The organism is Nitrosospira sp. Nsp1 (assembly GCF_900100985.1).
Lineage (GTDB): Bacteria > Pseudomonadota > Gammaproteobacteria > Burkholderiales > Nitrosomonadaceae > Nitrosospira.
In genome coordinates this window covers 50,764-76,358 of the sequence record NZ_FMUF01000005.1, presented here as the reverse complement: position 1 = coordinate 76,358, position 25,595 = coordinate 50,764, and the positions used below count along the sequence as shown (strand labels likewise).

The window sequence follows — 25,595 nt, the reverse complement described above, 5'->3', positions numbered from 1 at the left end:
GACCAGGAAAAGCCAAGTTGGTTTTCCAGGCCACATAACGCAACATGATGCATTTCACCTGACCAGCGCCAGCCTGGGCCGGAAGTAGCGGCGCTAGCGAGTGGCTAAGCTTTCTCTGAGGAGAACTCGATGTCCCGATCCGTCTCCCTGCTTTTCGGCGTTCATGCTCACCAACCGGTCGGAAATTTTCCAGAGGTGCTGGCTGATGCCCACCTGCGCTGTTACCGTCCTTTCCTGCAAGTCCTTCACCGATATCCCAGCTTTTGTTTTGCGGTGCATATTTCCGGCTGGTTGCTGGACTATCTGTTTGATCACTATCCAGAAGACATGGCGCTGCTTCGGGACATGGTGATGCGCGGTCAGGTCGAGCTATTCGGTGCGGGCGATACAGAGCCGGTCCTGGCTGCGATTCCGAACCGCGATCGCATCGGGCAGATACAGACATTTTCCGATAAGCTGGAGAGGAAGTTGGGGCGGCGCCCGCAAGGTGCATGGCTGACCGAGCGCGTGTGGGAAGCAACGGTAGTTCCGGCGTTAGCGGATTGTGGCATCCGCTACGTGATCGTGGACGATTATCATTTTCTTTGTGCTGGCAAAACAGCGGCGGAACTGGATGGTTATTTCACTACCGAAGAGGACGAGCGCAAACTCGATCTGTTTCCCATCTCCGAAGCGCTGCGTTACCGGTTGCCGTTTTCTCCGGCGGATGAAGCGGTAGCGTACATAGAGTCTCTGGCTGAAAACAGTACAACCGGCCATGGCAATGCCGCCATCTATTTTGACGATATCGAAAAATTCGGTATCTGGCCGGAAACTTATCAGTGGGTATATGAAAAAGGCTGGCTGGATAACTTTATCCAAGGGGTACTGGCGTCGCCCATAATTCGTCCCCAGCACTACCGGGACTATCATGCTGCCGAGAAAACCCGGGGTGTGGTGTATCTCCCAACCACTTCATATATGGAAATGAACGAGTGGACACTTCCTGCAGGGCCTGCCAATATTTATGCCGACCTGGTGCAGCAGGCCAAGGCAGTGGGTTGGTACGACGGCAACAAGGCGTTCCTGCGCGGTGGTATCTGGAAAAATTTTTTTTCGCGCTATCCCGAATCCAACTGGATGCACAAACGCATGCTGGGCCTTTCCCGGCGGCTGGCCTCGCTGCCGGAGCGGCAACGTAGCGTCGCCATGAAGCATAAGCTATATGAGTCTCAGGCTAACGATGCATATTGGCATGGCTTGTTTGGAGGCTTGTATCTCCCTCATCTCAGGCGCGCGGTATTTAAAGCCATCGTCGAGTTGGAAGCGATGCTCGACGCCTGCGCCCCCCGCCCGACAAGATTCCTGGAAGATACCGATCTCGATGGGATCGAGGAAATGTATCTGCAGACCGGTAAAATCCAGGCGGTGTTGAAGATGAATGACGGAGGCATCATTTGCGAACTGGATTCCTATCTGCTGATGCATAATTTTGGCGATACGTTGCGGCGCCAGGCTGAGCATTATTATCGAAAAATCCATCAACGCGAAGATAACCCGCATGGGCACAGCGGTGCCGGGATCGCCTCGGCGCATGAACGGCTCAGCTTCAAGAATAAGATAACTGCCGGGGATATGGTGGCCGACGACCACGCTCGTGGGTTGTTCGTGGATCGCCTGAATGGCGATTTCATAACCTATCGGCATGAACCATCCAGTGCTGATGATTCAACCTGCCAGACGGAGGTGTATTCGCAATACGTAAAAAAAAGTATCGCCCTTGCGGGCAACTGGTTGCAGGTGTCATATTTGTTCGCCGCTGAAGCGGAGGGCGTATTCTGTACCGAGATCAACCTTGCAATGCCAAGTTGCGATGGCTGGGGGGGGCGCTATATTTACCGGGGACAAATTCCGGGTGGTTTCGGTCAACTACTCGAGTTGTCCGCCATGACCGATATAACGCTCGATGATGATGTGCTGGGAGGAAGTGTCGAACTGAAAGTATCTGTTCCAGCCGAATTGCACGCACAGCCTTATTATTCGGTATCGCAGTCGGAAGAGGGATTCGAAAAAATCATGCAGGCTGTGACACTGAAATTGCAATGGCCGGTGATGGTTGGTGCATTGGTTGTCTCGCTGGCGATCAATGCAAGACAAAACGTCGTGGGGGGACACCTTCCGTAGCCGCGGCGGACAGGTGGGAATTACACAAACGCTCAAGTACAAACATGCAAAAAGAAAAGGCGGCCGGGTGGCAACTCATCCTGTAGGGCTGTTATATACAGTGTGGCATGCTTTGCTTTCAGCAGCGGTATCCCAGCTTGCTTCGCACCTTAAACCCATACTGGCAGGCTGGTCTGGGTTGTAGAGTTATAGCGGCATTCGTAAAATTTCTGGTAAAATTGCGAATTCTCAAAGAGCCCAGCAAGGATCCGTCATGACCTATGTAGTAACTGAAAGCTGTATCAAGTGCAAATACACTGATTGTGTAGATGTGTGCCCGGTGGATTGCTTTCGCGAGGGGCCTAATTTTCTGGTAATTGATCCGGATGAATGTATTGATTGCACCCTGTGTGTAGCTGAATGTCCAGTGGATGCAATTTATGCCGAGGATGACGTGCCGACGGATCAGCAGCATTTCACCGCACTCAACGCCGAGTTATCGAAAGCATGGAAACCCATCATCGAGAAAAAAGATTCCCCCCCCGATGCCGATGACTGGGCAAAGGTAACCGGGAAACTGGACAAGCTGGAACGCTGATCCGGCAGCGGTCGTTTTTTGCCGCATGTCCTCCATTCTGAATTTTCCCCAAGTTCTTCTGACGGAAATTTTTGCGAGCCGTGACGTCGGCTTAGTAGATGGCGTCACGATCGTCACGCCCAATCGGCGACTCGCAGCCGCGCTGAAACACGAGTTCGATGGAGCGCGGTCAGCCGAAGGCATTTCTGCCTGGGATTCGGCGGATATCCTGCCGATCTCCACATTCATCGAACGTATCTACGAGGAGGCGCTTTACTCCGCGCAAGCCTCTCATCTGCCCGCGTTGCTCAGGCCCGCTCAGGAGCAGGTTCTATGGGAAGATGCCATTGCCCGTTCGGATACGGGCACGGTTTTGCTTGCCGTCGCTGAGGCCGCACGGCTTGCTCGCGAGGCGTGGCAGCTCGCCCATGCATGGCACTTCATCCCGCGGCTCGGGGATTTCCCGCTGAACGAAGATGGTAAGGCATTTCGGGATTGGTCGCGATACTACGAGGAAACAACCCGCCGCGCACGGCAGACCGATCGCGCACGGCTTTGCGATCTCGTAGCCGGGCTGTGCCTGCGGCCTGAAATCAATAAGCCGAAGCGCTTGATCTGCTATGGTTTCGATATCATTACACCGCAACAGGCAGCCTTGCTGGTCAAGCTTGAGGATGCGGGCTGTGAAGTAATGCTGGCGCAACCGCAGCCGCAACGGTCGCCGCAAGATCCCGGTTCGCGACGTGTGCAATATGACGACGCCGGTGAGGAGATTTATTGCGCGGCGGCTTGGGCACGGGCACGAATCGAAGCAAATGGCTCCGCTCGCATTGGCGTCGTCGTTCCGGCCTTTTCAGAGCACCGAAGTGCCATCCTGCGCATCTTCAGTTCGGTGATGGAGCCCGATGTCCTGCGATCGCTACCGGGTGCGGCCAAGCGCGTATTGCCGTTTAATGCATCGCTTGGCAAGGCTCTGGTTTCGTATCCTCTGATAAATGCCGCCTTCCTGATACTCGAACTCGGCGAGGGAGAAATCGGATTCGAGCGCGCGAGCCTCTTGCTTCGATCGCCCTTTCTCAGCGGCGGCGAAACTGAAATGTCGCAGCGCGCAAGCCTCGATGCTCAACTGCGCAATCGTACCGAGCCCACAATTACACTTGAGCGGCTGCTTGCGCTTATCGAGCGCGAACATGGCGGTGAAAGCTGCCCGGTTCTAGCGGAGGTTCTGTCGGCCTATGCCGAGCTCCGCAAAGTAAAGCTGCGCGGTTCGCAAGCGCCCTCAGCGCTGGCCAGGGTTATTTCCGAGGTTTTGAGGATCGTCGGTTTTCCTGGCGAACGCGCTCTGGATTCAGCGGAATATCAGACATTGAAGAAATGGCATGAGGTTCTCGCCGACTTCGCCGCCCTCGGCGGCGTCATGCCGTACGCCAGCTACGGCAAAGCACTATCGCGTTTGCGCCATATGGCTGCCGAGGTGTCGTTCCAGCCTGAGACGCCGAATGTTCCTATCCAGATACTCGGCGTTCTCGAAGCCGCCGGCATGACGTTCGATCATCTTTGGGTAATGGGCTTGTCTGACGAAGCCTGGCCGCCGCAGCCACGTCCCAATCCTTTTCTGCCGATTGAACTTCAGCAAGCCGCCGGATTGCCGCAGGGTTCGGCCGGCGCTTCCCTGGCGCTTGCGTCCCGATTTACCGATGCATGGTTGTCGGCAGCGAGCGAAGTCATCCTGAGTCATCCACGGCATGGCAATGGCCGCGATGGGCGGGCGCTCGCACCCAGTTCAATGATAGCGAATATTGCCATTTGCGAGCTTGAGCCACCCGATTATGCAAGTCACCGCGACCTGATCCATCGCGCAGGCTGGCTTGAATGCATAAAAAATGACGAAGCACCGGCAATAGGTGCAGGCAATGGCGCTAACGGTATGGCCAGTGGCGGCATGGCGGTGATAAAAGATCAGGCCGCCTGCCCATTCCGGGCATTCGCTGTCCATCGATTGGGCGCATCCGGAACGAAATTGCCGGGCACCGGGCTGGATGCAATGCAGCGCGGCATACTGGTGCATCATGTGCTCGCCCAGGTTTGGAGCCAGCTCAAAACCAAAAATGCGCTTGACGCCATGAGTGATGACGATCTGGAAGCGATGCTCATGCAGGCCGCGAAAGACGCGACCGCGCATATCCATCGCGACCGTCCAGCTACGCTTTCAGGGCGTTTTGCAGTGATCGAGCAGCGGCGCCTAGTGCGGTTGGCACAAGAATGGCTCAACGAAGACAAGAAGCGGAGTGACTTTGTGGTCGTTGCTATCGAAGATAAGCGCAGTATCGAAATCGGTGGGCTCGAACTGACGACGCGGCTCGATCGTGTCGACGAGCTCAGCGACGGACGCCGTATCATCATCGATTATAAAACGCGGGCGCCATCGGTAAACGCCATGCTTGGAGAGCGTCCGGAAGAACCGCAACTGCCCCTGTATCTTGTTACTGCCGAACCAACCGCGGTTGCGGTCGCATTTGCGCAGGTTAAAACGGGAGAGATGCGGTTCACGACACTTGCGCGTGATGGCAATCTGCTGCCAGGTGGAAAAGCGCTGCACGAATCACGCCAGGCCGATCAGTACGGATCGTGGGAAGACCTGGTTGCGGCCTGGCACGCCGATCTTGCCCGTATCGCGGCCGATTTCATCAGCGGAGATGCCAAAATCGATCCCAAGACCTATCCGCACACTTGCCGCTACTGTGACGTGCGATCCGTTTGCCGTATTCATGAACGTGCAGGGAAGGAGTTTACCGAGCAGGAAGAGGAAGGATGAGCAGCACATCGCCTATGTTCTCTACCCCGGAACTCGCGCCGCACCAAGGACCCGGCCTAGCGCCGGACTTTGCCGAGCGCCGCCGTGCGCTTGATCCGGCCCATTCCTTTATCGTTCAGGCACCGGCCGGATCAGGCAAAACCGGACTTCTGATACAGCGCTATCTCAAGTTGTTGACGCTTGTGGATGAGCCGGAAGAAATCGTTGCGATTACATTCACGCGAAAAGCGGCTGCAGAGATGCGTGAACGCTTGATGGCGGCGCTTGTGCGGGCACGCGATACGTCCTCTTATCCGTCTGAAACGTTTCAAACCGAGTACGAAAGGCTGACGCGAGAGCTGGCTGGCGCTGTCTTGCAGCGGGACGCCGGCGCTGGCTGGCATATTCTCGATAATCCAGCGCGATTGCGTGTCCGGACATTCGATTCGCTGTGCGCATCGCTGACACGGCAGATGCCTGTGCTGTCGGAGTTCGGCTCTCAGCCGGAAACCATCGAGGACGCGTCGGATTTATATGCCGAAGCAGCGCGTGCTACCGTTGGTCTTGTCGAGAACAATGATGCCGTGGCGCAGGATGTCGAGCATTTGCTGGAGCATCTCGACAATGACGTGGCACGCGTCGAGATATTGCTCATCGGAATGCTGGCTCGACGCGATCACTGGCTGCGGCATATTCATGGCAAGGACCGCGATGAGCTGGAAGGGGCGTTGAAGAACGCACGCCGTGATGCGCTCCGGCGCTTGTGTTCACTATTTCCTGTCGCTAGCCGGGACGAACTGGTTGAGCTGATGCGCTACGCTGCGCGCAATCTGGCAGATAGCGGCAGGGATTCGCTTATCGTCGACTACGCACAGCTTTGCGAACTCAGCACGTTTCCTGGCGATGATGAGGGGGATATTCCCTGCTGGCATGCCATCGCCGAGCTGTTGCTGACAAAAGCAAAAGAAGGCGCCTGGCGCAAGCAACACACGGTAAAGGAGGGATTTCCCCCGGAGCCCAAGGCCAGGAAAGACACGGCGGACTCATGGAAGGACAGGGCGCGGGCGTTGGTTTCGCATCTGGCTGAGCAAGACGACAGCGCGCTTCGCCAGGCGTTATATGACATTCGTGAAAAGCTTCCGCCCCCTGCTTACACCGAACGGCAATGGCAAGTGCTCAGCTCGATAATGCGATTGCTCCCGCGTGCGGTGGCGCAACTCAGGCTCGTGTTTCAAATCCATAACAAGGTGGACTTTACCGAGGTCGCGCAAGGCGCCCTGCGAGCGCTCGGTGAACCCGAGATGCCTACCGATCTTGCACTCGCGCTCGACTATCGCATTCGGCACTTATTGATAGATGAGTTCCAGGATACATCGATCAGCCAGTATGATCTGGTCGTGAAATTGACCGCCGGATGGGAACCGGGGGATGGCCGCAGCGTGCTGGCGGTCGGCGACCCCATGCAGTCCATCTATCGATTCCGCGAGGCTGAGGTTGGGTTATTCCTCCGCGCCCGTGCAGAGGGGATAGGCAATGTGGCATTGCAGCCGAGCGCGCTTTCCGCTAATTTCCGATCGCAGCGCGGCATCGTCGACTGGGTCAACGCCACGTTCTCGCAGGTGATGCCGGAGCGGGAGAATATCGCCCTTGGCGCGGTATCTTACGCACAATCCATCGCAACGCGCAGCTTGCTGGAAGGCACAGGGGTCAGCATACATCCGTTTTTCAATGATGACCACGCAGCCGAGGCGGTAAAAGTGGTGGAGATTGTCGCGCAAGCGCAGCGCGATGATCCAGGCTCCGCTACGGCAATCCTGGTGCGCAACCGTGGTCATCTCGGTGAAATCATACCTCGGCTGAAGGAAGCCGGCATTCGCTTTCGTGCGATAGAAATTGAAGGGCTGGCGCGCAGGCCCATCGTTCAGGATCTGCTGGCGTTGACCCGCGCACTGGCGCATCCCGCCGATCGAATGGCGTGGTTCGCTTTGCTGCGCGCGCCATGGTGCGGCCTTACGCTCGCGGACATGCACGCGCTCGTATCGGTGCGTTCCGAACCCGCTTCTGGCGATGTTGCTGATGTGGTCGCTGGCGATGCCCAGGCAGACAGAAGAGATGGCGGAGCGAAGTCACCTGATCGTACAGTGTGGGAATTGATCAACGATGATGCCCGCATGGCGCCGGTTTCCGCCGATGGCTATGTCCGGCTTCTGCGCGTGCGGGAAGTGTTGGCGGAATGCATGGCTAATCGTTGCCGCCAATCGTTGCGGAACACTGTCGAGGCAGCATGGCTTGCGCTGGGAGGCCCCGCCTGTATTGAAGATGCGACAGACTTTGAAGATGCCGCGGCCTACCTCGATTACCTCGAAGCAAACGAAAACGAAGGTAGCGTTCTCACCGCCGCTGCCTTGGAGGAAGGGCTCATCAAGCTTTTCGCGCTACCTGACGTAAAAGCCGACGATACCCTGCAAATCATGACGATTCACAAGGCCAAGGGCCTGGAATTCGATCATGTGATCGTACCCGGTCTTGGTCGTTCATCGCGTGGCAACGATAAGAAGCTATTCATGTGGATGGAGTATTTGCGGCCTGCGCTCAACACGGAAGAGCCATGTGAAGGTAACGACCTGTTGCTCGCGCCGATTCAGGAAACGGGTGGGGAGGCCGACCGCATATATTCATGGCTGGAGAAACTCGACGGTGAAAAGGAACGCCTGGAGGATGGGCGCTTGCTCTACGTGGCTGCGACACGTGCCAGGCAGCGCCTGCATCTGCTGGGCAGCACGGGTATTCGCGAAGGGGAAGACTCTTTTGAACCTTTTGAGCTGAAGCCGCCAGCGGGAAAAACACTGCTGAGTAAAATCTGGCCGATGGTGGAGCATATTTATGCAGAAGCTGCAGCACAAGCGATGTCCTCAGGCGTGTTATTTGCCGTTGATGATAAAGAGCAGCGCGCGGCGGGCGAATACGCTATCGATCAGTCTCTGCGGCGCCTTGTCTCAGGGTGGACACTGCCGGTCGCGCCGCCCTCAGTACAGTGGAAGGCTCAGCGGCAGGGATCGCCGACTCAGGGCGAGATCGAATATTCATGGGCAGGGGAAACGGCGCGCACTATCGGAAACATCGTACACCGCTGGCTGCAGCGCATCGCCGAGGATGGGGTGGGGAACTGGAATGCGCCGAAAATTTCCGGGTTACGGGATATCTTCAAGCGTCAGTTCGTGGCTTGCGGCATGGCCGGCAATGAGGGCGATACCGATGCGGCTGTCAAACGGGTAATAATCGCGCTTACCCAAGCGGTGAGTGATCGGCGTGGACAATGGTTGCTCGGCCCACAGCGGGATGCCCGCAACGAATTGCGCATGACAACGATAGCCGAAGGCGAGTATATCGATCTCGTCATCGATCGTACCTTTCGTGATGAGAGCGGCCAGCGGTGGGTGGTGGACTACAAGACCAGTAGTCATGAAGGCTCGAACCTGGAAGGCTTTCTCGACAGCGAGCAGGAGCGCTATCGCGCCCAGCTCGACCGTTACGCGGCACTGATGCGCTCAGTCGATGGCCAGCAGGTGAGGCGAGGGCTTTATTTTCCGATGCTGAAGGGATGGCGGGAGTGGGGCGATACGCGGTAAAGTGTTTTTCCAGCAAGCCATCCTGCAAGCCGCCGTTGCGTCCCTGTGAAGAAGAGAGTTAATTCAGCGTTTTTCGAAAAGCGATGAGTTTGCTGAAGAGGATAAAGCCGATCGAGAATTATCGATCGTGCGATCAATAGTGAAAAGATAAACAGCTTTCTGTATCTGCAAATTAGGGGGAATTCATGCGACTGTTACTCTATGCTTTCGGATTACTGACGCTCGCTGGATGTGCGACGGGTACGACCGGCGCAACTGCGGCACCACCACCTCTGCGGCCGGAGCTCGAAACTTTCATCGGCCAGATGGTGGAACGGCATGGGTTCACCCAGGCTGAACTTGAAAGTATTTTCCGTTTGGCCCAGTTTCAGCCCTCCATCATCAATGCAATTTCGCGCCCGGCGACTTCCAAGCCATGGTACGAATTCCGCCCAATGCTTGTTACCCCCCAGCGTGTCACCGATGGCGTTGTCTTCTGGAACAGCCATGCTTCGACTTTGGAGCGGGCGCGCAAGGAGTTTGGTGTTCCTGAAGAAATCATTATTGCCATAATCGGTGTCGAAACAAACTATGGCGTACAAACCGGCAAGCATCGCGTGCTGGATGCATTGACTACGCTGGCGTTCGATTATCCGAAGCGTTCTGCTTTCTTTCGCGACGAACTGGAACATTATTTGCTGCTGGGGCGGGAACAACGTTCAGACCCGCTGAGCATCAAAGGCTCGTATGCGGGGGCTATCGGCATCCCGCAGTTCATGCCCAGCAGCTATCGGCGATATGCCGTGGATTTCGATAATGATGGCAAGGTCGATTTGTCCGGCAGCACCGTGGATGCGATTGGCAGCGTCGCCAATTATCTGAAGGGCTACGGCTGGGAAACGGAGCAAGCGATAGTCGCGTCCGCCCTCGTCAACGGAGAAAGTTACCGTGAGGCAATATACGCAGGGGAAAGACCAGCATATACCGTGGAGAGAATGAGAAAATTGGGCATTGCGCCGCAAGTCGCTCTACCGGTCGACCGCCAGGCTACGCTGATCGAACTGGAAAATAAAACCGGAAACGAACATTGGCTGGGCTTCAATAATTTCTACGTCATCACTCGCTATAACCGCAGCGTGAATTACGCCATGAGCGTGTTGCAACTGGCTGACGAGATTCGTGCGGCAAGAAATTCTAATTGAAGTTGCTTGTGCAAGATTTTGACCACATCCATATCGGTAGTTATCCCGGCATTCCGCACTGGGAAAATACTGTCTGAATTATTGTAATCGATTAGGGACGATACTTCATTTTTATAAACAGCCGCTCGGTTTCGCTATCTATGCGATGCCAGAAGGAAGATGCTTTCCTGTAATCGGCTCAAGCCACGTTCCTGAAAGCGTGGTTCTTGCGCAAGCACGTCCAATTGCGACAGTAGCCGTATCGTGAACCGCTCGTGGTAGAGCGCTTCGACTTCGTTCGCAGAAACCGCAAACGGTGGGCCCGCCATTTCCTGCTGGGGATAGTCCAGAGTGATCAGCAGGATTTGCGCTACAGGCGGCAGGATGCTCAACAGGTGATCTGCATAACGTTCGCGCATTTCCGGCGGCAGCGCGATTAGCGATGCGCGATCGTACACTGCGCTTGTTTTTGCCAGATCGTGTTTGCTCAGGTCAAAAAAATCCCCGCACAGGATTCGGACGCCGCTTGCATCGTAGCGGTCGAAATTTTCGCTGTTTGTTTGATTCGGGATGTAGCCGTTCTCCTCGAAGAATGCTTGCACTGCGACGGCGCTGGTTTCCACACCTAGCACCGCATATCCCTGTTCACTTAGCCATAACATGTCGCGGCTTTTGCCGCACAGCGGCACGAATACCTCGCTGCCGGCGGCAAGATGCAACGCCTGCCAGTATTGGCGCAAATACGGATTAACCTCGTTTTGGTGAAAACCGGTTTCTTCCTGCTTCCAGCGCTCCAGCCAATAATCTTTTTCCATTTTTATATCCCGACCACTCGTATGGCGCAATACGCTACGCTTATTGCTGCCTTACACATTATGTCGATTACAGGTAACTTTAATCTGAGAGTTACTTTTCTGAATATGCAGAACATTCACGCTGCGATTATGGTTGTGCAATCATGGTGCAGGTTGATCGAATGCCACGACCGATCCGTCTCCGACATGATACCGATTTTTTTGCCTATTGCGTGGTTATGATAATTAGGTATCAGCGGCAGCGCCGTGCCCGCTGGGCCGGTGCTGGACGTACATGATGTCGGTGTCGTGGAAAGTCTTTTGCATGATGAGGCTTGAAGGAGCCTGGCATCATCATGCGCGATGTCATCCGAGCGCATGAGCACATTCGCGGGATTCCTCTCGCGGTATAGCGATGGACTCACCTGAAGTGTATGACTGATATAAACTAAGCGGAATATTTCAAGTTTATTTCATGGACGGGCGAAACGGTAGATTGAATTGATCGAATGATAAAAGCCTTTAATGACCAGCCAGGATAAAAGACACGTGGATGCGGCTCAGCACCCCATTGATGAGCATGCAAATGCAGGTCAGGCGCTGCGCGAGCGTCTGAAAGAAATTACCTGTCTCTACGAAATTCGTCGTGGTATGGGGCCGGAACTATCGGTGGATAACGTCTGCCAGCAGATTTTTGAGCACCTGATACCCGCCATGCAATTCCCGGAAATCGCTACCGCCGTGATCGAACTCGATGGCAGGCGCTTCGCTTCTGATAATCACGGCCCGGGCCGTAAGCACGAACTGCACTCGAAGATTAACGCCAACAACGAGCTCTGCGGCCAACTGCGTGTTTTCTATCCGGAAGACACGCGATTCCTGGTGCCGGAGGAGCAGCGGCTCATCGACGCGGTCGCGACTGATCTGGAGAGGTGGTTTGAGCGGAAACAGATCGATGAGGCGCTGAGCGAGCGCCTGAAGGAAATCACCTGTCTCTATGAGATTCGCCGAGGTATGGGGCTGGAATTATCGATGGATAACGTCTGCCAGCAGATTTTTGAGCACCTGATACCCGCCATGCAATTTCCGGAAATCGCTACCGCCATGATCGAACTCGATGGTAGGCGCTTCACTTCTGACAATCACGGCCAGGGCCGTAAGCACGCACTGCACTCGGAGATTAACGCTAACAACGAGCTCTGCGGCCAGTTGCGTGTTTTCTATCCCGAAGACAAACCATTCCTGGTGCCGGAAGAGCAGCGGCTCATCAATGCGGTCGCGACGGATCTGGAGAGATGGCTTGAGCGCAAACGTCTGGAACAGACACTGGTTTCCATAGCGGAAGAACACCAGCGTTCGATCGGACAGGAATTGCACGATAATCTTGGGCAGCAGATTGCGGCGATAGGTTATCAGGCCAAGGCATTGGAGAAAAGAATATCCGTGTCGGGAAGTGGGGATGCGGCGTCGATTGCTGCTTCCATTGCCACCCAGGCGCAGGTTGCCGTAATGCAATGCAAGCAGCTTGCACAGGGACTGCTTCCATTTGAACTGGAGACAAATGGCCTCATGGGCGCATTGCGGGCATTTGCATCGAGAATCGCAATCACCTATAAGATTACATGTGATTTCGTATGCAAAAGTGAAGTCGTTATCGAGGATAAGAATTTCGCACTTAATCTTTACCGGATTGCCCAGGAAGCTACCAATAATGCGATACGGCACGGCCGCGCGCAGCAAGTGACAATTTTGCTGTTTTCAGAGGAAGGAATGCTCCACCTGTCGATCCGCGATGACGGCAGTGGTTTTGCCGATTCCAAAAAAAAATACGGCGCAACCCCGGGAATGGGCATTAAAATCATGCAATATCGTGCCCGGCAGCTTGGCGCGAGGTTGGAATTCCTGTCGCACCCCGAAGGAGGAATGGAAGTGCGGCTCGCAATGCGAATGATGTAGGAGTTTCCTGATATGTCAGCCTTGAAAGCACGAGTAATGCTGGTGGACGATCACGCAATGTTGCGGCATGGCATGGCAATGCTCATCAATCTCGAGCCGGACATGGAGGTATCGGGTGAAGCGGGCGACGGCGAAGAAGCGCTTGCCGCCCTCAAAGCGGGGCATCATGCCGATATCGTTTTAATGGATGTGTCTCTCAAGACCCTCTCCGGTTTTGAGGTCATAAAAAGCATACATATTTCGATGCCGGCATTGCCCGTACTCGTCGTCTCCATGCACGACGAAGGCGTGTATGCGGAACGCGCTTTGCGGGCAGGCGCACGTGGCTACGTGATGAAGCAGGAGCCGGGTGAAGTGCTGATCACTGCTATCCGCGAGGTGTTAAAGGGAAATATTTATCTGAGCAAGCCCATGTATGCCAGGCTGTTGAATCGGGTGGTGACCGGAAATTCGGAGTCTGAACCGTTGGTCAACAGTCTGACCCCGAGCGAGTTTGAGGTGCTGCACTTGATCGGATCCGGGCATAGCAGCCAGGAAATTGCCCGGTTGCTTAGCCGCAGTATCAAAACTATCGAAACGCATCGCTTCCACATCCGTACCAAATTGAACTTGAAAGACGGCGCGGATTTGATACGTTATGCCACCCACTGGATTTCCGAACCGCAATAGCAGCCATTGCCCTCGCGCTTTACGTCAGATTGTCCGGATGTTTTCCGCCCGGTCTTCTTTAGAGCCGCATCGTACTATCGATATTCATATCAGCCACTTCCGCCATATAAAAGTTGCATAAAGGTTTCCCTTATAAAAAAAACAGGGTTTCCCCAATATATTCAGTAGTGTGAACCGAGTTAGCATGAAGCCACTTTCATCCTATCCGGGTCCCATCGTGAAAACAAAATCAGGAACATTCGTTGCGATCTTGTCTGCACTTGGTTTGTTGGCCTCCTGCGCTCAAATGAGTCCTCTCGAAGCGCAGAATGACAATATCAACAGGGCTGGAAAGAGTGCGAAAACTTATGCTGATCACGAAAAACTGGCGAAGCAATATCAAAATACCGCCAAAGAGATGCTGAGAAAAGCGGAGGAGCAAAAGAAATTGCTTCAGCATTATGAAGAAAAAAGCTACCTTTATGGTAGGCAGGCACAAGATAAGCAATCGCATACTTCGGCTTTGCTGCACAAATATGAGCGAACCGCCGAGGAAGACATAAAGCTGGCCGCTTTTCACCGGCAAATGGCGTCAGAACTTGCCCCGCGCGATCACGCCACTATCCCGGCGGAAAAACGACAGGAGCGAAACCACGAGAACAACGCCAAGGTCGAATCTGATCCCAATGAGCAGATTTAAACCCGGATAATTCATCAGGCGGCTCTGCGAGTCTACGTGAGTGCTGTTGGTCAGTCTGCGACCATTTTCGCTACCTGCGCGGAGTCCATAGACTAGGCTATGGACTTCTCTCAACCGGTAAAACTGTCTCGCAACCTGCCTCGCCATCATCTCGCGTCCTAATGGATTACCTGGATTCAAGTTTCGGCAATCCCCATAAGAAGGCGGGGTACGCGCTGAATCAGGGTATACATGATGCGCGTTTCGCTTGAGTGCTGCAGGAACCGGTAAGCGATTGACGCGGTTGCGTTGTGGCTTCAGTTGGATGCAGGTTGGCTGAATGCCACAACGTGATCCGCCTCCAGTTTGATACCGATTTTTTCGCCTATTGCATGGTTATGGTGGCTCGGTACCAGTGATAGGGCGGTGCCACCGCCGGGCAGACGCAGCGTATACATGATGTCGGCGCCACGGAAAGCCTTGTGCATCACGGCGGCTTGAAGGGGGCTTGCGTCATCGTGCACAATATCATCCGGCCGTATGAGCACATCCACGGGATTTCCCTCGCGGCATAGTTGGCAGTCCGGCATGCACTGATGCGGCACCTCTCCCGCCAGGGTCCCCAGCTCGATTTCCACGTGATGTGGATCCAGTATTTTGCCGGGGAGAAAAACGCCCTGGCCGATGAAATTTGCAACGAACCGGTTGGCGGGCCTGTGATAGAGGTTGTAGCCGGTATCCCATTGCTGGATTTCGCCCTGGTGCATGACGCCGATTTCATCCGCTATGGCAAAAGCCTCGTCCTGGTCATGCGTTACCAAAATGGCGGTAGCATTCTGGCTCTTGAGAATGTCGCGCACCTCCAGGCTCAGGCGGCCACGCAGCGTCACATCCAGATTAGAGAAAGGCTCATCCAGCAACAGTAAGTCAGGCTTTGGCGCAAGTGCCCTCGCCAGGGCGACGCGTTGCTGCTGGCCGCCCGAAAGCTGGTGTGGATACTTGTCCGCCACATCAGCAAGACCTACGGTTTTGAGCATTTCAGCGGTGCGTGCCGCACGCTCCGTTTTTTGCATGCGGTGCAGGCCAAAGCCAACATTGGCCTGAACCGTCAGGTGAGGAAATAATGCATAGTCCTGAAACACCATGCCGATGTGTCGCCGTTCCGGCGGCAAGCTGAAATCCGCGTTACTTATCACTACGCCATTGAGCGCAATCTCGCCGGCCGAGATGGGCTCGAACCCGGCGATACATCGCAATACCGTTGTCTTGCCGCACCCGCTCGGTCCCAGCAGGCAGCCGATGGCACCTTTTTTTAGTGCGAGCGATAAGTCGTTCACCACTGTTTGCCGGCCATAGGCATGCCGGATATTTCTGAGCTCAAGCAGCGTATTCATGGCAGTCGCTCAAATCAACTTTCGGTTTGCCGCATAAAAAATATCAGGGGAAGCAGGCCCGCCAGTACCAGCGTCACGGCAGGTAACGCGGCCTGTTCCCATTGGCCTTCCGTCGTCATTTCGAAAATCCGCACCGAGAGGGTATCCCAGCCGAAAGGCCGGGTCATCAACGTGATGGGCATCTCTTTCATGACATCCACGAATACCAGCGCGGCGGCGGTGAATATGCCACCCTTCAGAATGGGCAAGTGCACGCGGCGGAGTGTCGCCCATCCGCTTAAACCAAGCCCCATGGCGGCCTCATCGATGCTGCCGGTTACACGCTGCATGGCACTGTCTATGGGGCTGTGGCTGACCGCGAGAAAACGCGTCATATAGGCAATCAGCATCGTGACGAGGGTGCCCTGGATGAGCAAGCCGGTTTCTATATGAAATAGCTGCATGGCCATTTCGCTCAGCCAGCTATCCAGCCAGGCTATGGGGATGAAAATTCCAACCGCGAGAACGGCGCCGGGCAGAGCATATCCAATAGTGGATATGCGCACTGCGCCACGCGTGGCGGAGTCCGGGCAGCGTCGTGCAGCGTAGACCATGAGCAGCGCAACGGTGCAGGTGAGCAGGGCGGCAAAAGCGGATAATAGCAACGAGTGCCAGAGAAATTCCAGGTAACGCTGGTCGAAATCACGTTCGACAACGCCCACTGCCCAAATGCCCAGTTGCATGACGGGTAACAGGAACGCAAAAAAAAGCGTGCCTGATGCAAATCCTGAGATCAGCCATGCGCGCCAGCCGGTGAGCGGGATGGGGATCGCCTTTGCACTTTGCCTGGTTTCGGCATAGCGCATGCGTGAACGAAATTGCTGCTCCACGATTATCACGGCAAAAACGATAACGATCAGCAGTGAGGCGAGTTGAGAAGCTGCGGTCAGGGAAAACATCGCAAACCAGGCTTTATAAATAGCAGTGGTGAACGTATCGTAATTGAAGACTGCTACTGTCCCGAAATCGGCAAGCGTTTCCATCAGTGCCAGCATTGTCCCGCCTGCAATCCACGGGCGCGCCATCGGCAACGCCAATTTGAAAAATCCTTGTGTGCGATTAAAGCCTAACGACTGGGCAACCTCGAGCGAGCGTTTCCCTTGAGTAAGAAACGCATTTCGCGCCAGCAAATAGACGTAAGGATAAAACGCCAGAACCATGACAATGATAACGCCCAACCTGCTGCGTATATCCGGAAACCAGAATAGATCGGGCCCCAGCCAGGTGCGTAGCGCCGTTTGCACCGGGCCGATGTAATCGAACAGGCCCAAAGCCACGAACGCGGTAACATATGCGGGAATGGCAAGCGGCAGCAATAATGCCCACGAAAAGAATTTACGGCCGGGGAACTCGCACACCGCAGTAAACCAGGCCAAGCTTACCCCCAATAGCGCGGAACCTGCGGCCACGCCCACTGCGAGCCAGAACGTATTGACCAGCAGGCCGGCCAGCGTCGTTTCCACCAGATGTTGCCAGACATCGCCCGCCGGCACGAACAAGGACGAGATGACCGTACCAACCGGCACGAGCACCACCGCGGCTACCAGAAGAGGGATTAGACGCCAGCCGTTTGAGGTCCGGTAGGCGGAGCTTGAGGCGCTTAAAAACCCATTTTTCGTACCTGAATCAGTCTCCGCTGAGCTAAGCGTTTCATCTCTCACATCCTTGACGCCTTATCGATAGCCCGCACGATCCATCAGTTTTACCGCTTCCGCCTGCAATTCCCCGGCTGTGGTTACGTTTATCGTATTCTGCTTGAAGGTGCCCCAGGCAGCGACAGTCGGGTCGGGTTTTACCCTAGGATTGACCGGGTATTCCATATTCACGTCGGCAAAGAGATTCTGGGCTTTTTCGGATGACAGAAATTCGAGCAATCTGGTTGCAGCCGGTACGTTATGCGCGTATTTTGTAATCCCTGCCCCCGAGATATTGACGTGAACGCCGCTGCCTTCCTGGTTAGGCCAGAAAATCGCAAGTGGCAATGCCGGATTTTTTTGCATCAGGCGGCCATAGTAATAGCTGTTGGCTATTGTGACATCGCATCGCCCTGCGGCGACGAATTCCATTGCCTTGGTTTCGTCGGACAGAGGGTCGATAGCGAGATTGGCGACCCAGCCTTTGATAATTTCTTCGGTCCTGACCGCGCCATGCTCAGCGATCATCATCGCGACCAGCGACTGGTTGTATACTTTCTTGGAAGTGCGCAGGCACAACCGTCCTTTCCATTGAGGTTCAGCCAGCGCTTCGTAGGTAGAAAGATCTGAAGGCTTTACTTTCTGTGTGTTATATATGATAGTGCGGGCCCGCACGGATAAGCCGAACCACTGATTCCGGGGATCATGGAGGTAGGCGGGAACATTTTCCTGGAGCATTTTTGACTCGACGGGCCTCAACAGTCCTTCCTGGGCGGCCTCCCACAAATTGCCCGCATCCGAGGTGATCAGCATGTCGGCAGGTGTGTTTTTCCCTTCCGCCTTGAGGCGCGCCAGCAATGGACCTTCTTTGTCAGTGACGAATTTTACATTGATGCCGGTATCTTTAGTGAAAGCGTCGAACATTGGTTTGATGAGCTGTTCGATCCGAGCGGAATAGACTACTACCTGCTCCGCGTGAGATGCGCTGGCGCCAAAGAAAATGGCAAAACAAAATATTGCAGTAATATATTGATTGAGGACTCGCGGAATAAGCCTCCGAGTTTCCCCACCAAGGCGCGAGGGCGACCTATAATGCATTGTGTCGGTAAAATCGGGCGCTCCCTGTATTGTGATTTCCGGCCGCGGCATTGTCGTAGAAGCGTATGTTGCGAGCCCTGTTGTCCTCGCGATTCTTCCGGTAAAGCTACCAGCCAAGCGCTGCATGCAAATCTTGTTCGGATATTTTTTTAACCAGGTATTTAACATTATTATCTACTCCGGATATCAACAGTGAGATCAACCAAATACCATTATAAATGATAATAATTATCAGTAGAGCATCGCATTAAATATACTATGGATAAACTACAGCCGAGTCCGCCTAATATTCGCCTGCAAGAGCTTCTTGCTATTCCGGAAAGACAACGTACCGAAGCCGAATGGGATGAGATCAACGAGCTTGAGATTACGCTTACTCCTGCCAATCGCGCTATGACTTCCGAGCGGAGCGCCTCGGAGCGGAACAACGCAGAGCGAAACGCTTCGGAACGAAACGCCTCGGAGCGCAACTCTTCTGCTGAGCGAAACGTGCGGCGCAAGGGGATGCCGACACCCGATCAGTTCAAGTCCCGTGACGGTACGCAAGGAAAGCGCCCTCTGAAGAAGCTTCGTAAAAGACCCAAACCCGCCGCGCCGCAGTAACAGCGTCTTGCCATGGATAAGCGGTACAGGTAGCCCGCTATGGCTTATTACTTATTTTATTGAAGAACGTCAATGGGAGGCTTATGCAACTTACCACTACCCCGAGCATTGAGGGAAAGCGCATTACGAAATACTGCGGGGTCATCGCCGGCGAAGCGATCCTCGGCGCCAATTTGTTTAAAGACCTTTTTGCCGGAATCCGTGACCTCGTGGGAGGGCGCTCCGCAACCTATGAAAAAGAATTGCAGCGCGCGCGGGAAATCGCGCTTGACGAGCTACAGCGCCGCGCCCAGGATCTCGGTGCAAACGCGGTAATCGGCATCGATATCGATTACGAGATAATGGGCAAGGAAAATGGAATGCTGATGGTTTCGGCTAGCGGGACGGCGGTAATCATTGAATAAGGGCTGCTAAAGCGACTCTCTCCGAATTGATCAAGCCGCTATCGACGAGAGGCGGAAGCGGGTTCACGCAGTCAACATCCGAACTGACAAGATCATATCGAATGACAGCGGCTGCTGCTGCGGAGAGCGAGTGCTTACCACGGAATAGGCTTGCCATCATAGGCGATGAATTTACCTGAATCCGTCAACGTGAGGCCGCTGATGACATGCCGCATGCCGGACACGCTTTTTGCCGTGGAGATGAGCGCATTCTTGCCGCCCATATCGGTTTGCACCCATCCGGGATGCAATACCACTGCAATGATTCCCGCTGTTTTCAGGTCAATGGCAAGGCTTTTAATAACCATATTTACGGCCGCCTTGCTGGACCGGTACAGGTAGCTGCCGCCGCTGTCGTTCTCCGCAATGCTGCCCATCTTGCTGCTGATGGTCACGATAATTTTCTGACTGCTTCCGGCAACATGCGAGTTGAATGCCTGGGACATCTTGAGCGTTGCCATGGTATTAACACGAAATTCATGGGCCCAGGCCTCATAATCGATACTATCGAAAGCGCCTGCATGAGAGCCCGTATAAATGCCCGCATTGTTGAGAAGCAGATCGATCGGCTGACCGGTTGACGATTGCGCCAATCCCTCGATTTGCGCATGATCGGCAACATCGAGCGTATGTACGGTAACCTGCCCAAGATAGCCGGCGGCCAGCGTATCAAGCGCATCTGATCTTTCCGGATGACGAGTGCAAGCCAGAATGCGCCAGCCCTCTGCGGCATACTGCCTGCAAAATTCCAGCCCGATCCCGCGGTTGGCTCCTGTGATTAATGCGGTTTTCATATTTCTCTCCTCATGCGCTTGCCGGTCTACCGGAAAATTCTGCGTTGCCTGGTGCTATAAAGAAATATCGGAGAGCGAATATCCCAGGTAAAGAGACACCGCCGTTTAATTGCATGCTCCCTTATTATGTATAAAAAGTGAAACGAATGGCAATATAAAAGGAGCGAACGACATGACTCAGCGGATCGCATTGGTAACGGGTGCATCCAGCGGTATCGGAAGGGCTGCGGCCGAGCTTCTTGCTCAAAATGGTTATTATGTGTTTGCCGTGGCGCGGCGCCTGTACAGGCTGGAAGAGATTCGTTCTGACCGCATCGAGCCGGTAGAACTGGACGTGACCGATGAAGAAGGCATTAACCGTGCCGTGAGTCACATTATATCGACCAAGGGGCGTATCGATGTGCTGGTCAACAACGCGGCACTCTGTCAGTTAGGCGCTATCGAATGTGTTTCGATGGAGGCTGCCCATCGGCAGTTCGAAGTTAACGTTTTCGGCTATGCACGGTTCATGCAAGCAGTCCTCCCGCATATGCGGGAGCAGAGATCAGGATCGATAGTCAATATCGTTTCGGCACTGAGCAGAATATCGGTGCCCGGTTTTGGTTGGTATGCGGCTACCAAGTATGCCATTGAAGCGCTAACCGATGCCCTGCGTGGCGAGGTGATGGAATTCGGGATCAAAGTTGTGCTCATTGCGCCTGGCTTGATAAAGACGGAGTTTGTTCCCAACCAGCTAAGGTTATTAAAGACCGTTGCGCATCCGCCAGCCTACAAGAAACTTCTCGACGGCGTGCATAACCTTCTGGTTGGCGAACCCAGAGCGCCCGGTCCGCAAATTATCGCTAAGGCGGTGCTCGATGCCGTCACGTCTTCGGTTCCACCGGTAAGGCATGCACTCCCCTTCGATTCCAGAATCTCGGTAATAGCCAGGTGGCTGCTGGGTGGCCGCATCTTTGCCTGGACGGTCCGGTTCCAGATGAGGTTCTCCAGGCGATAATGGACTTGACGATTCGAAGACCAGAACTATCGGCCCATTTGATAGCGTAGCTTTCTGGCATGTCGTTTCAACAGGCTGATTGCTGTCGGCCAGCTCGCGCCGTCAGTCCGTCGGCGCTTCTTTCGATGAAGAAAAGAGGTCCCATGCCGCGATGAAGAGCGCTGCAATTACGGGTCCGATAACGAAGCCGTTAAGACCGAAAAGGACCATGCCTCCCAGCGTCGAGATAAGAATCACATAATCGGGTATTTTGGTATCCCTGCCGACGAGTATGGGGCGCAAAATGTTATCCACGAGCCCGATCACGAGCACGCCGAAAGCGATGAGGGTGACGCCCTGCCAGATAGCTCCGGTAAACAGAAAATAGACCGCTACCGGCACCCAGATCAGTCCGGCTCCGACTGCGGGCAACAGGGAAAGGAAGGCCATCACAAAGCCCCATAGCAAGGCCCCTTGAATGCCGAGGAACGAAAACATTATTCCCCCTAGCGTGCCTTGCGCCGCGGCAACAACAACGTTGCCTTTTACGGTGGCGCGAATAACGGTAGTGAACTTGCTGAATAGATGCCGCTTGTGCTCCATGCTGAGCGGCATCGCTTGTTTGATCCTGATGGAAAGAGCGGCGCCGTCGCGCAGCAGGAAAAACAGCAGGTACAGCATAATGCCGAAGCTGATGACGAATTCAAAGGCGTTCTGACCGATGCTGAGAGCGTGCATTGCGATAAATTGGCTGCCCTGCAAAGCGCCGGTCGATAGCATATCCTGCAGCTCGGAAATATTGGTGAGCCCGAGCCGATCCAGAACGTTGGTGACCCACGGTGGCATAGCACCCATGATCTGCTGAAAATAAGCACCGAAATTAAGCTCTCCAGACCGGATTCCCTGGTAGACGATGGCCCCTTCCTGCAGCAGCGAAATCGTCATTATTGTAACCGGAAGAATCACTATGATCAGGCAGAGCAGGAGGGTGGTGAGCGCGGCAAGATTCTGCCGCTGGTTCATGACGGCCAGCAATCGGCGATGAAACGGTGTAAAGATGATGGCAAGAACCGAGCCCCAAAATACTGCGCCATAGAAAGGCAAAAGGATCCACCCGAATGCCACGGTGACAAAAACCAGTAGGAGCAGGAAAGTTTTTTGTTGGAGTTCCACAGTATTCATATTATCCAGATGATCAGGTAAAGAACATATTTTCAGGCCGAATCGTATCTTAACCCAGCTCCAGGATAGATAGTGGTGTTGAAAAAATGAGACCAGGCTTGTGCAGTCAACCTGTGTTCAGGACACGGCAATAGCCGGGTTGGTGGCCTCGTCGGGAAGTGCCCTGAAGAGCGTTTCGGGCATACGGATGGCGTGGGAATGTTTGGCTAAATACCTGCCCGGTAGCAAAAGACTGAAGCGCTCATAACAGGCGTGGAATGTACTCATGACAACGTCTTCTGTTTGCATTGACCATGAGGTGGACAGGTGACGGTTTAATTATCGGGCTACCGGGTTCGACGATCAACATATCAGCTTTTTAGCGTTGCATTCAATCCCGCCTGTGCAATTTGCGCGTCCTCATGAGATCTCACACCGCTCACTCCTATTGCGCCGATGAACTGGCCATCCACTATGATGGGTAAGCCACCTTCGATCGGCAGGGTTCCAGGCAGGCCGAGATAACGCAGGCGTCCGTCCCTGACGTGTTCTTCCCACACTTTGGTGGGACGTCGAAATGCAATCGCGGCGCAGGCCTTCTGCATTGCGACATCAACGCTGCCGAACTGGGTGTTGTCGAGGCGCAGCAGGTAAACCAGGTGAGCCCCGTCATCAACGATTGCAATCACCACCGGCCAGTTATTGCGTCTGGCCTCCGCTTCCGATGCGGCGGCAATGATTTTGGCGTCATCGAGCGTGAGGGCGATCTTATTATTCATGATTATTGATCCGGTAGGTAAGTAACTTTGTGAATATGTCATTGCCTGCCTGGATCGGACTCCGGGTCAGGCTTGAAGTGACGAAGTACATGATATTCCCCGCAGAATATATAACATCCGGGAATCGGGAAAGCTTGAAAGAGCGGTATGCGATTTCGGTGCACAAAAAAAAGCACGCCATAACTTCTCGGCGTGCCTTGTCTGCGAATAAAAGGTTCATAACAGCGGGACAATCAGTAAGGCAACAATGTTCATGATCTTGATGAGCGGGTTGATCGCGGGCCCTGCGGTGTCTTTGTAGGGGTCGCCGACAGTATCGCCGGTCACGGCCGCTTTATGCGCTTCCGAACCCTTACCGCCAAAGTGGCCGTCTTCAATGTATTTTTTGGCGTTATCCCAGGCTCCGCCACCGGCAGTCATGGAAATCGCTACAAAAATACCTGTGATGATGGCGCCGATCAGCACACCACCCAGGGCGACGGGACCAAGCAGGAGGCCGACGAGCAGGGGCACCGCCACGGGCAGCAACGAGGGGATAATCATTTCCTTGATGGCAGCCTTCGTTACCATATCCACTGCTCTGGAATAGTCCGGTTTCGCGGTACCTTCCATGATTCCAGGAATTTCCCTGAACTGGCGGCGTACTTCCACCACCACCGAACCGGCAGCCCGACCGACAGCCTCCATCGCCATGGCGCCGAACAGGTATGGCACCATGCCGCCAAGGAACAAGCCGATGATTACCATGTGATCGGATAAATCAAAACTCACGAGCTTGCCGCCTGTGGAAAGCGCGTGAGTGTAATCGGCGAACAGTACCAGCGCGGCCAAACCGGCAGAACCGATGGCGTAGCCTTTCGTGACCGCCTTGGTAGTGTTTCCTACCGCATCCAGCGGGTCGGTGATATCGCGTATCTCCGATGGCAAACCAGCCATTTCCGCAATTCCGCCGGCATTGTCGGTAATCGGCCCGTATGCGTCGAGCGCCACGATGATGCCTGCCATCGACAGCATGGAGGTGGCGGCGATGGCGATGCCATAAAGGCCCGCCAGCTCCTGGGCGCACCAGATGGAGACACAGACGGCAAGTACCGGAGCGGCAGTCGATTTCATGGACACGCCCAGACCGGCGATTACGTTAGTGCCGTGGCCGGTGCTGGAGGCTTCCGCGATATGTTGCACTGGCCCATATTCAGTAGAGGTGTAGTACTCGGTGATCCACACCATGGCGGCAGTCAGTACCAGACCTACGAGCCCGGCGAGGTAGAGATTCATCGATGAGACCAGCTTGCCGTCTATCATCACTCCTTCGCCCAGCATCGTCGTCGTGATGGGATAAAAGGCGACCGCAGCCAGCACACCGGCAACCGAGAGGCCGCGATAAAGCGCGTTCATGATCTTTCCGCCCTCGCGTGCTTTGACGAAGTAGCAACCGATGATGGAAGCGATAATGGAAAATCCGCCCAGTACCAGCGGGTAGAGAACCGCATTGGGACCGGCATCCGTGATCAGCAACCCACCCAACAGCATGGTGGCGATAATGGTCACGGCGTATGTCTCGAACAGATCGGCTGCCATCCCCGCACAGTCGCCGACATTGTCGCCCACGTTGTCGGCAATGACTGCCGGGTTGCGCGGATCGTCCTCGGGAATGCCGGCTTCGACCTTGCCCACCAGATCGGCGCCTACGTCGGCGCCTTTAGTGAAAATGCCGCCGCCGAGACGGGCGAAGATGGAGATCAGCGAGCTACCGAAAGCCAGACCTACCAAGGCGTGAGTCGCATCCGATTCATTGGTGCCCAAGCCGGCGGTAAGGAAGGCATAGTAGCCTGCCACGCCCATCAAGCCCAGACCTACCACGAGCATGCCGGTTATCGCGCCGCCTCTGAACGCCACGTTCAGCGCCGCATTGAGTCCCTCCCTTGCAGCTTCTGCGGTACGAACATTGGCTCGCACCGAAACGTTCATGCCGATATAGCCTGTCAGACCCGACAAAAAAGCACCGATGAAAAACCCGACTGCGGTTTTCCAGCCCAATGCCAGAAAAATGGCTACCAGTAGAATCACCCCAACGATACTTATGGTCGTGTATTGCCGATTCAGGTATGCGGAAGCGCCCTCTTGAATGGCAGTGGCAATCTCCCGCATGCGTTCGTTGCCTGTCGGCAACGCGACAATCCACTTTATCGAAACCACTCCGTACAGTAGCGCAGCCATCGCACTAGCAATCGCGATGATTAAACCAGTAGCCATTTAAATCTCCAGTTAAAGTCGGACTGCTTGAAAACACTCAGA

Annotated in this window: 20 protein-coding genes; 11 read left to right on the top strand and 9 right to left on the bottom strand. The window is 54.7% G+C overall.

The features are described from left to right. Positions 1 to 129: 129 nt before the first annotated feature. The 5 genes from BLP78_RS04720 (at position 130) to mltB (ending at position 10,323) form a co-directional block, all read left to right on the top strand. Positions 130 to 2,163 carry an alpha-amylase/4-alpha-glucanotransferase domain-containing protein gene (locus BLP78_RS04720; RefSeq protein ID WP_090457020.1) on the top strand — a complete coding sequence of 678 codons (2,034 nt, stop codon included), beginning with the start codon at positions 130 to 132 and terminating at the stop codon, positions 2,161 to 2,163. A 253-nt stretch (positions 2,164 to 2,416) separates the two neighbouring features. Further along, complete coding sequence (gene fdxA, locus BLP78_RS04715; RefSeq protein ID WP_025040257.1) at positions 2,417 to 2,740, top strand: ferredoxin FdxA; 324 nt, start codon at positions 2,417 to 2,419, stop codon at positions 2,738 to 2,740. 25 nt (positions 2,741 to 2,765) lie between these two features. Beyond that, positions 2,766 to 5,534, top strand: a complete 2,769-nt coding sequence (locus BLP78_RS04710) for a PD-(D/E)XK nuclease family protein (protein ID WP_090457018.1) — start codon at positions 2,766 to 2,768, stop codon at positions 5,532 to 5,534. Further along, a complete protein-coding gene (locus tag BLP78_RS04705) occupies positions 5,531 to 9,142 on the top strand; it encodes a UvrD-helicase domain-containing protein (protein WP_256330054.1) in 3,612 nt (1,203 codons plus the stop codon). The genes BLP78_RS04710 and BLP78_RS04705 overlap by 4 nt, the downstream gene beginning before the upstream one ends. Positions 9,143 to 9,327: 185 nt before the next feature. Next, positions 9,328 to 10,323, top strand: a complete 996-nt coding sequence (mltB, locus tag BLP78_RS04700) for a lytic murein transglycosylase B (protein WP_090457016.1) — start codon at positions 9,328 to 9,330, stop codon at positions 10,321 to 10,323. A gap of 134 nt (positions 10,324 to 10,457) precedes the next feature. Here the strand turns inward: mltB and BLP78_RS04695 are convergent, their stop codons facing one another. Beyond that, positions 10,458 to 11,117, bottom strand: coding sequence for a thiopurine S-methyltransferase (locus BLP78_RS04695; RefSeq protein ID WP_090457014.1), 660 nt, complete (start codon positions 11,115 to 11,117; stop codon positions 10,458 to 10,460). A 504-nt stretch (positions 11,118 to 11,621) separates the two neighbouring features. Between BLP78_RS04695 and BLP78_RS04685 the strand changes: the two genes are divergently transcribed. The 3 genes from BLP78_RS04685 (at position 11,622) to BLP78_RS04675 (ending at position 14,400) form a co-directional block, all read left to right on the top strand. Continuing rightward, positions 11,622 to 13,052 (top strand): sensor histidine kinase, encoded by a 1,431-nt coding sequence (locus tag BLP78_RS04685; protein ID WP_090457009.1) that lies wholly within the window; start codon positions 11,622 to 11,624, stop codon positions 13,050 to 13,052. 12 nt (positions 13,053 to 13,064) lie between these two features. Then, a complete protein-coding gene (locus BLP78_RS04680) occupies positions 13,065 to 13,721 on the top strand; it encodes a response regulator transcription factor (protein ID WP_090457007.1) in 657 nt (218 codons plus the stop codon). Positions 13,722 to 13,938: 217 nt separating this feature from the next. Further along, positions 13,939 to 14,400 carry a hypothetical protein gene (locus BLP78_RS04675; protein WP_090457188.1) on the top strand — a complete coding sequence of 154 codons (462 nt, stop codon included), beginning with the start codon at positions 13,939 to 13,941 and terminating at the stop codon, positions 14,398 to 14,400. Between the two features lie 296 nt (positions 14,401 to 14,696). On the opposite strand, the gene BLP78_RS04670 is transcribed toward BLP78_RS04675, so the two are convergent. The 3 genes from BLP78_RS04670 to BLP78_RS04660 all read right to left on the bottom strand — a co-directional run bounded on the left by BLP78_RS04670 (position 14,697) and on the right by BLP78_RS04660 (position 18,544). Next, complete coding sequence (locus BLP78_RS04670) at positions 14,697 to 15,773, bottom strand: ABC transporter ATP-binding protein (protein ID WP_090457005.1); 1,077 nt, start codon at positions 15,771 to 15,773, stop codon at positions 14,697 to 14,699. A 14-nt stretch (positions 15,774 to 15,787) separates the two neighbouring features. Next, positions 15,788 to 17,347 (bottom strand): ABC transporter permease, encoded by a 1,560-nt coding sequence (locus BLP78_RS04665; RefSeq protein ID WP_256330078.1) that lies wholly within the window; start codon positions 17,345 to 17,347, stop codon positions 15,788 to 15,790. A gap of 138 nt (positions 17,348 to 17,485) precedes the next feature. Next, positions 17,486 to 18,544 carry a Fe(3+) ABC transporter substrate-binding protein gene (locus tag BLP78_RS04660; RefSeq protein ID WP_090457186.1) on the bottom strand — a complete coding sequence of 353 codons (1,059 nt, stop codon included), beginning with the start codon at positions 18,542 to 18,544 and terminating at the stop codon, positions 17,486 to 17,488. A gap of 258 nt (positions 18,545 to 18,802) precedes the next feature. Here BLP78_RS04660 and BLP78_RS04655 point away from each other — a divergent pair, with 258 nt between their 5' ends. Further along, positions 18,803 to 19,147, top strand: a complete 345-nt coding sequence (locus tag BLP78_RS04655) for a hypothetical protein (protein WP_090457001.1) — start codon at positions 18,803 to 18,805, stop codon at positions 19,145 to 19,147. Positions 19,148 to 19,230: 83 nt separating this feature from the next. After that, positions 19,231 to 19,551: a heavy metal-binding domain-containing protein gene (locus BLP78_RS04650; RefSeq protein ID WP_090456999.1), complete on the top strand. Its 321-nt coding sequence runs from the start codon at positions 19,231 to 19,233 to the stop codon at positions 19,549 to 19,551. Positions 19,552 to 19,685: 134 nt separating this feature from the next. Here the strand turns inward: BLP78_RS04650 and BLP78_RS04645 are convergent, their stop codons facing one another. Further along, complete coding sequence (locus BLP78_RS04645; protein ID WP_090456996.1) at positions 19,686 to 20,384, bottom strand: SDR family oxidoreductase; 699 nt, start codon at positions 20,382 to 20,384, stop codon at positions 19,686 to 19,688. Positions 20,385 to 20,556: 172 nt separating this feature from the next. On the opposite strand from BLP78_RS04645, the gene BLP78_RS04640 reads away from it, so the two are divergent. Further along, positions 20,557 to 21,381 (top strand): SDR family NAD(P)-dependent oxidoreductase, encoded by an 825-nt coding sequence (locus BLP78_RS04640; RefSeq protein WP_090456993.1) that lies wholly within the window; start codon positions 20,557 to 20,559, stop codon positions 21,379 to 21,381. A 102-nt stretch (positions 21,382 to 21,483) separates the two neighbouring features. On the opposite strand, the gene BLP78_RS04635 is transcribed toward BLP78_RS04640, so the two are convergent. From BLP78_RS04635 to BLP78_RS04620, 4 genes are all read right to left on the bottom strand, one after another. Further along, positions 21,484 to 22,542 carry an AI-2E family transporter gene (locus BLP78_RS04635; RefSeq protein ID WP_090456991.1) on the bottom strand — a complete coding sequence of 353 codons (1,059 nt, stop codon included), beginning with the start codon at positions 22,540 to 22,542 and terminating at the stop codon, positions 21,484 to 21,486. A gap of 117 nt (positions 22,543 to 22,659) precedes the next feature. Continuing rightward, the gene (locus BLP78_RS15505) at positions 22,660 to 22,809 is read right to left on the bottom strand and encodes a hypothetical protein (protein WP_176752779.1); all 150 of its coding nucleotides are present in this window, start codon (positions 22,807 to 22,809) and stop codon (positions 22,660 to 22,662) included. An 83-nt stretch (positions 22,810 to 22,892) separates the two neighbouring features. Next, positions 22,893 to 23,300, bottom strand: coding sequence for a GlcG/HbpS family heme-binding protein (locus tag BLP78_RS04630; RefSeq protein ID WP_090456988.1), 408 nt, complete (start codon positions 23,298 to 23,300; stop codon positions 22,893 to 22,895). A 216-nt stretch (positions 23,301 to 23,516) separates the two neighbouring features. Next, on the bottom strand, positions 23,517 to 25,553 hold the full coding sequence (locus tag BLP78_RS04620; protein ID WP_090456984.1) for a sodium-translocating pyrophosphatase: 2,037 nt from the start codon (positions 25,551 to 25,553) through the stop codon (positions 23,517 to 23,519). Positions 25,554 to 25,595 lie beyond the last annotated feature (42 nt).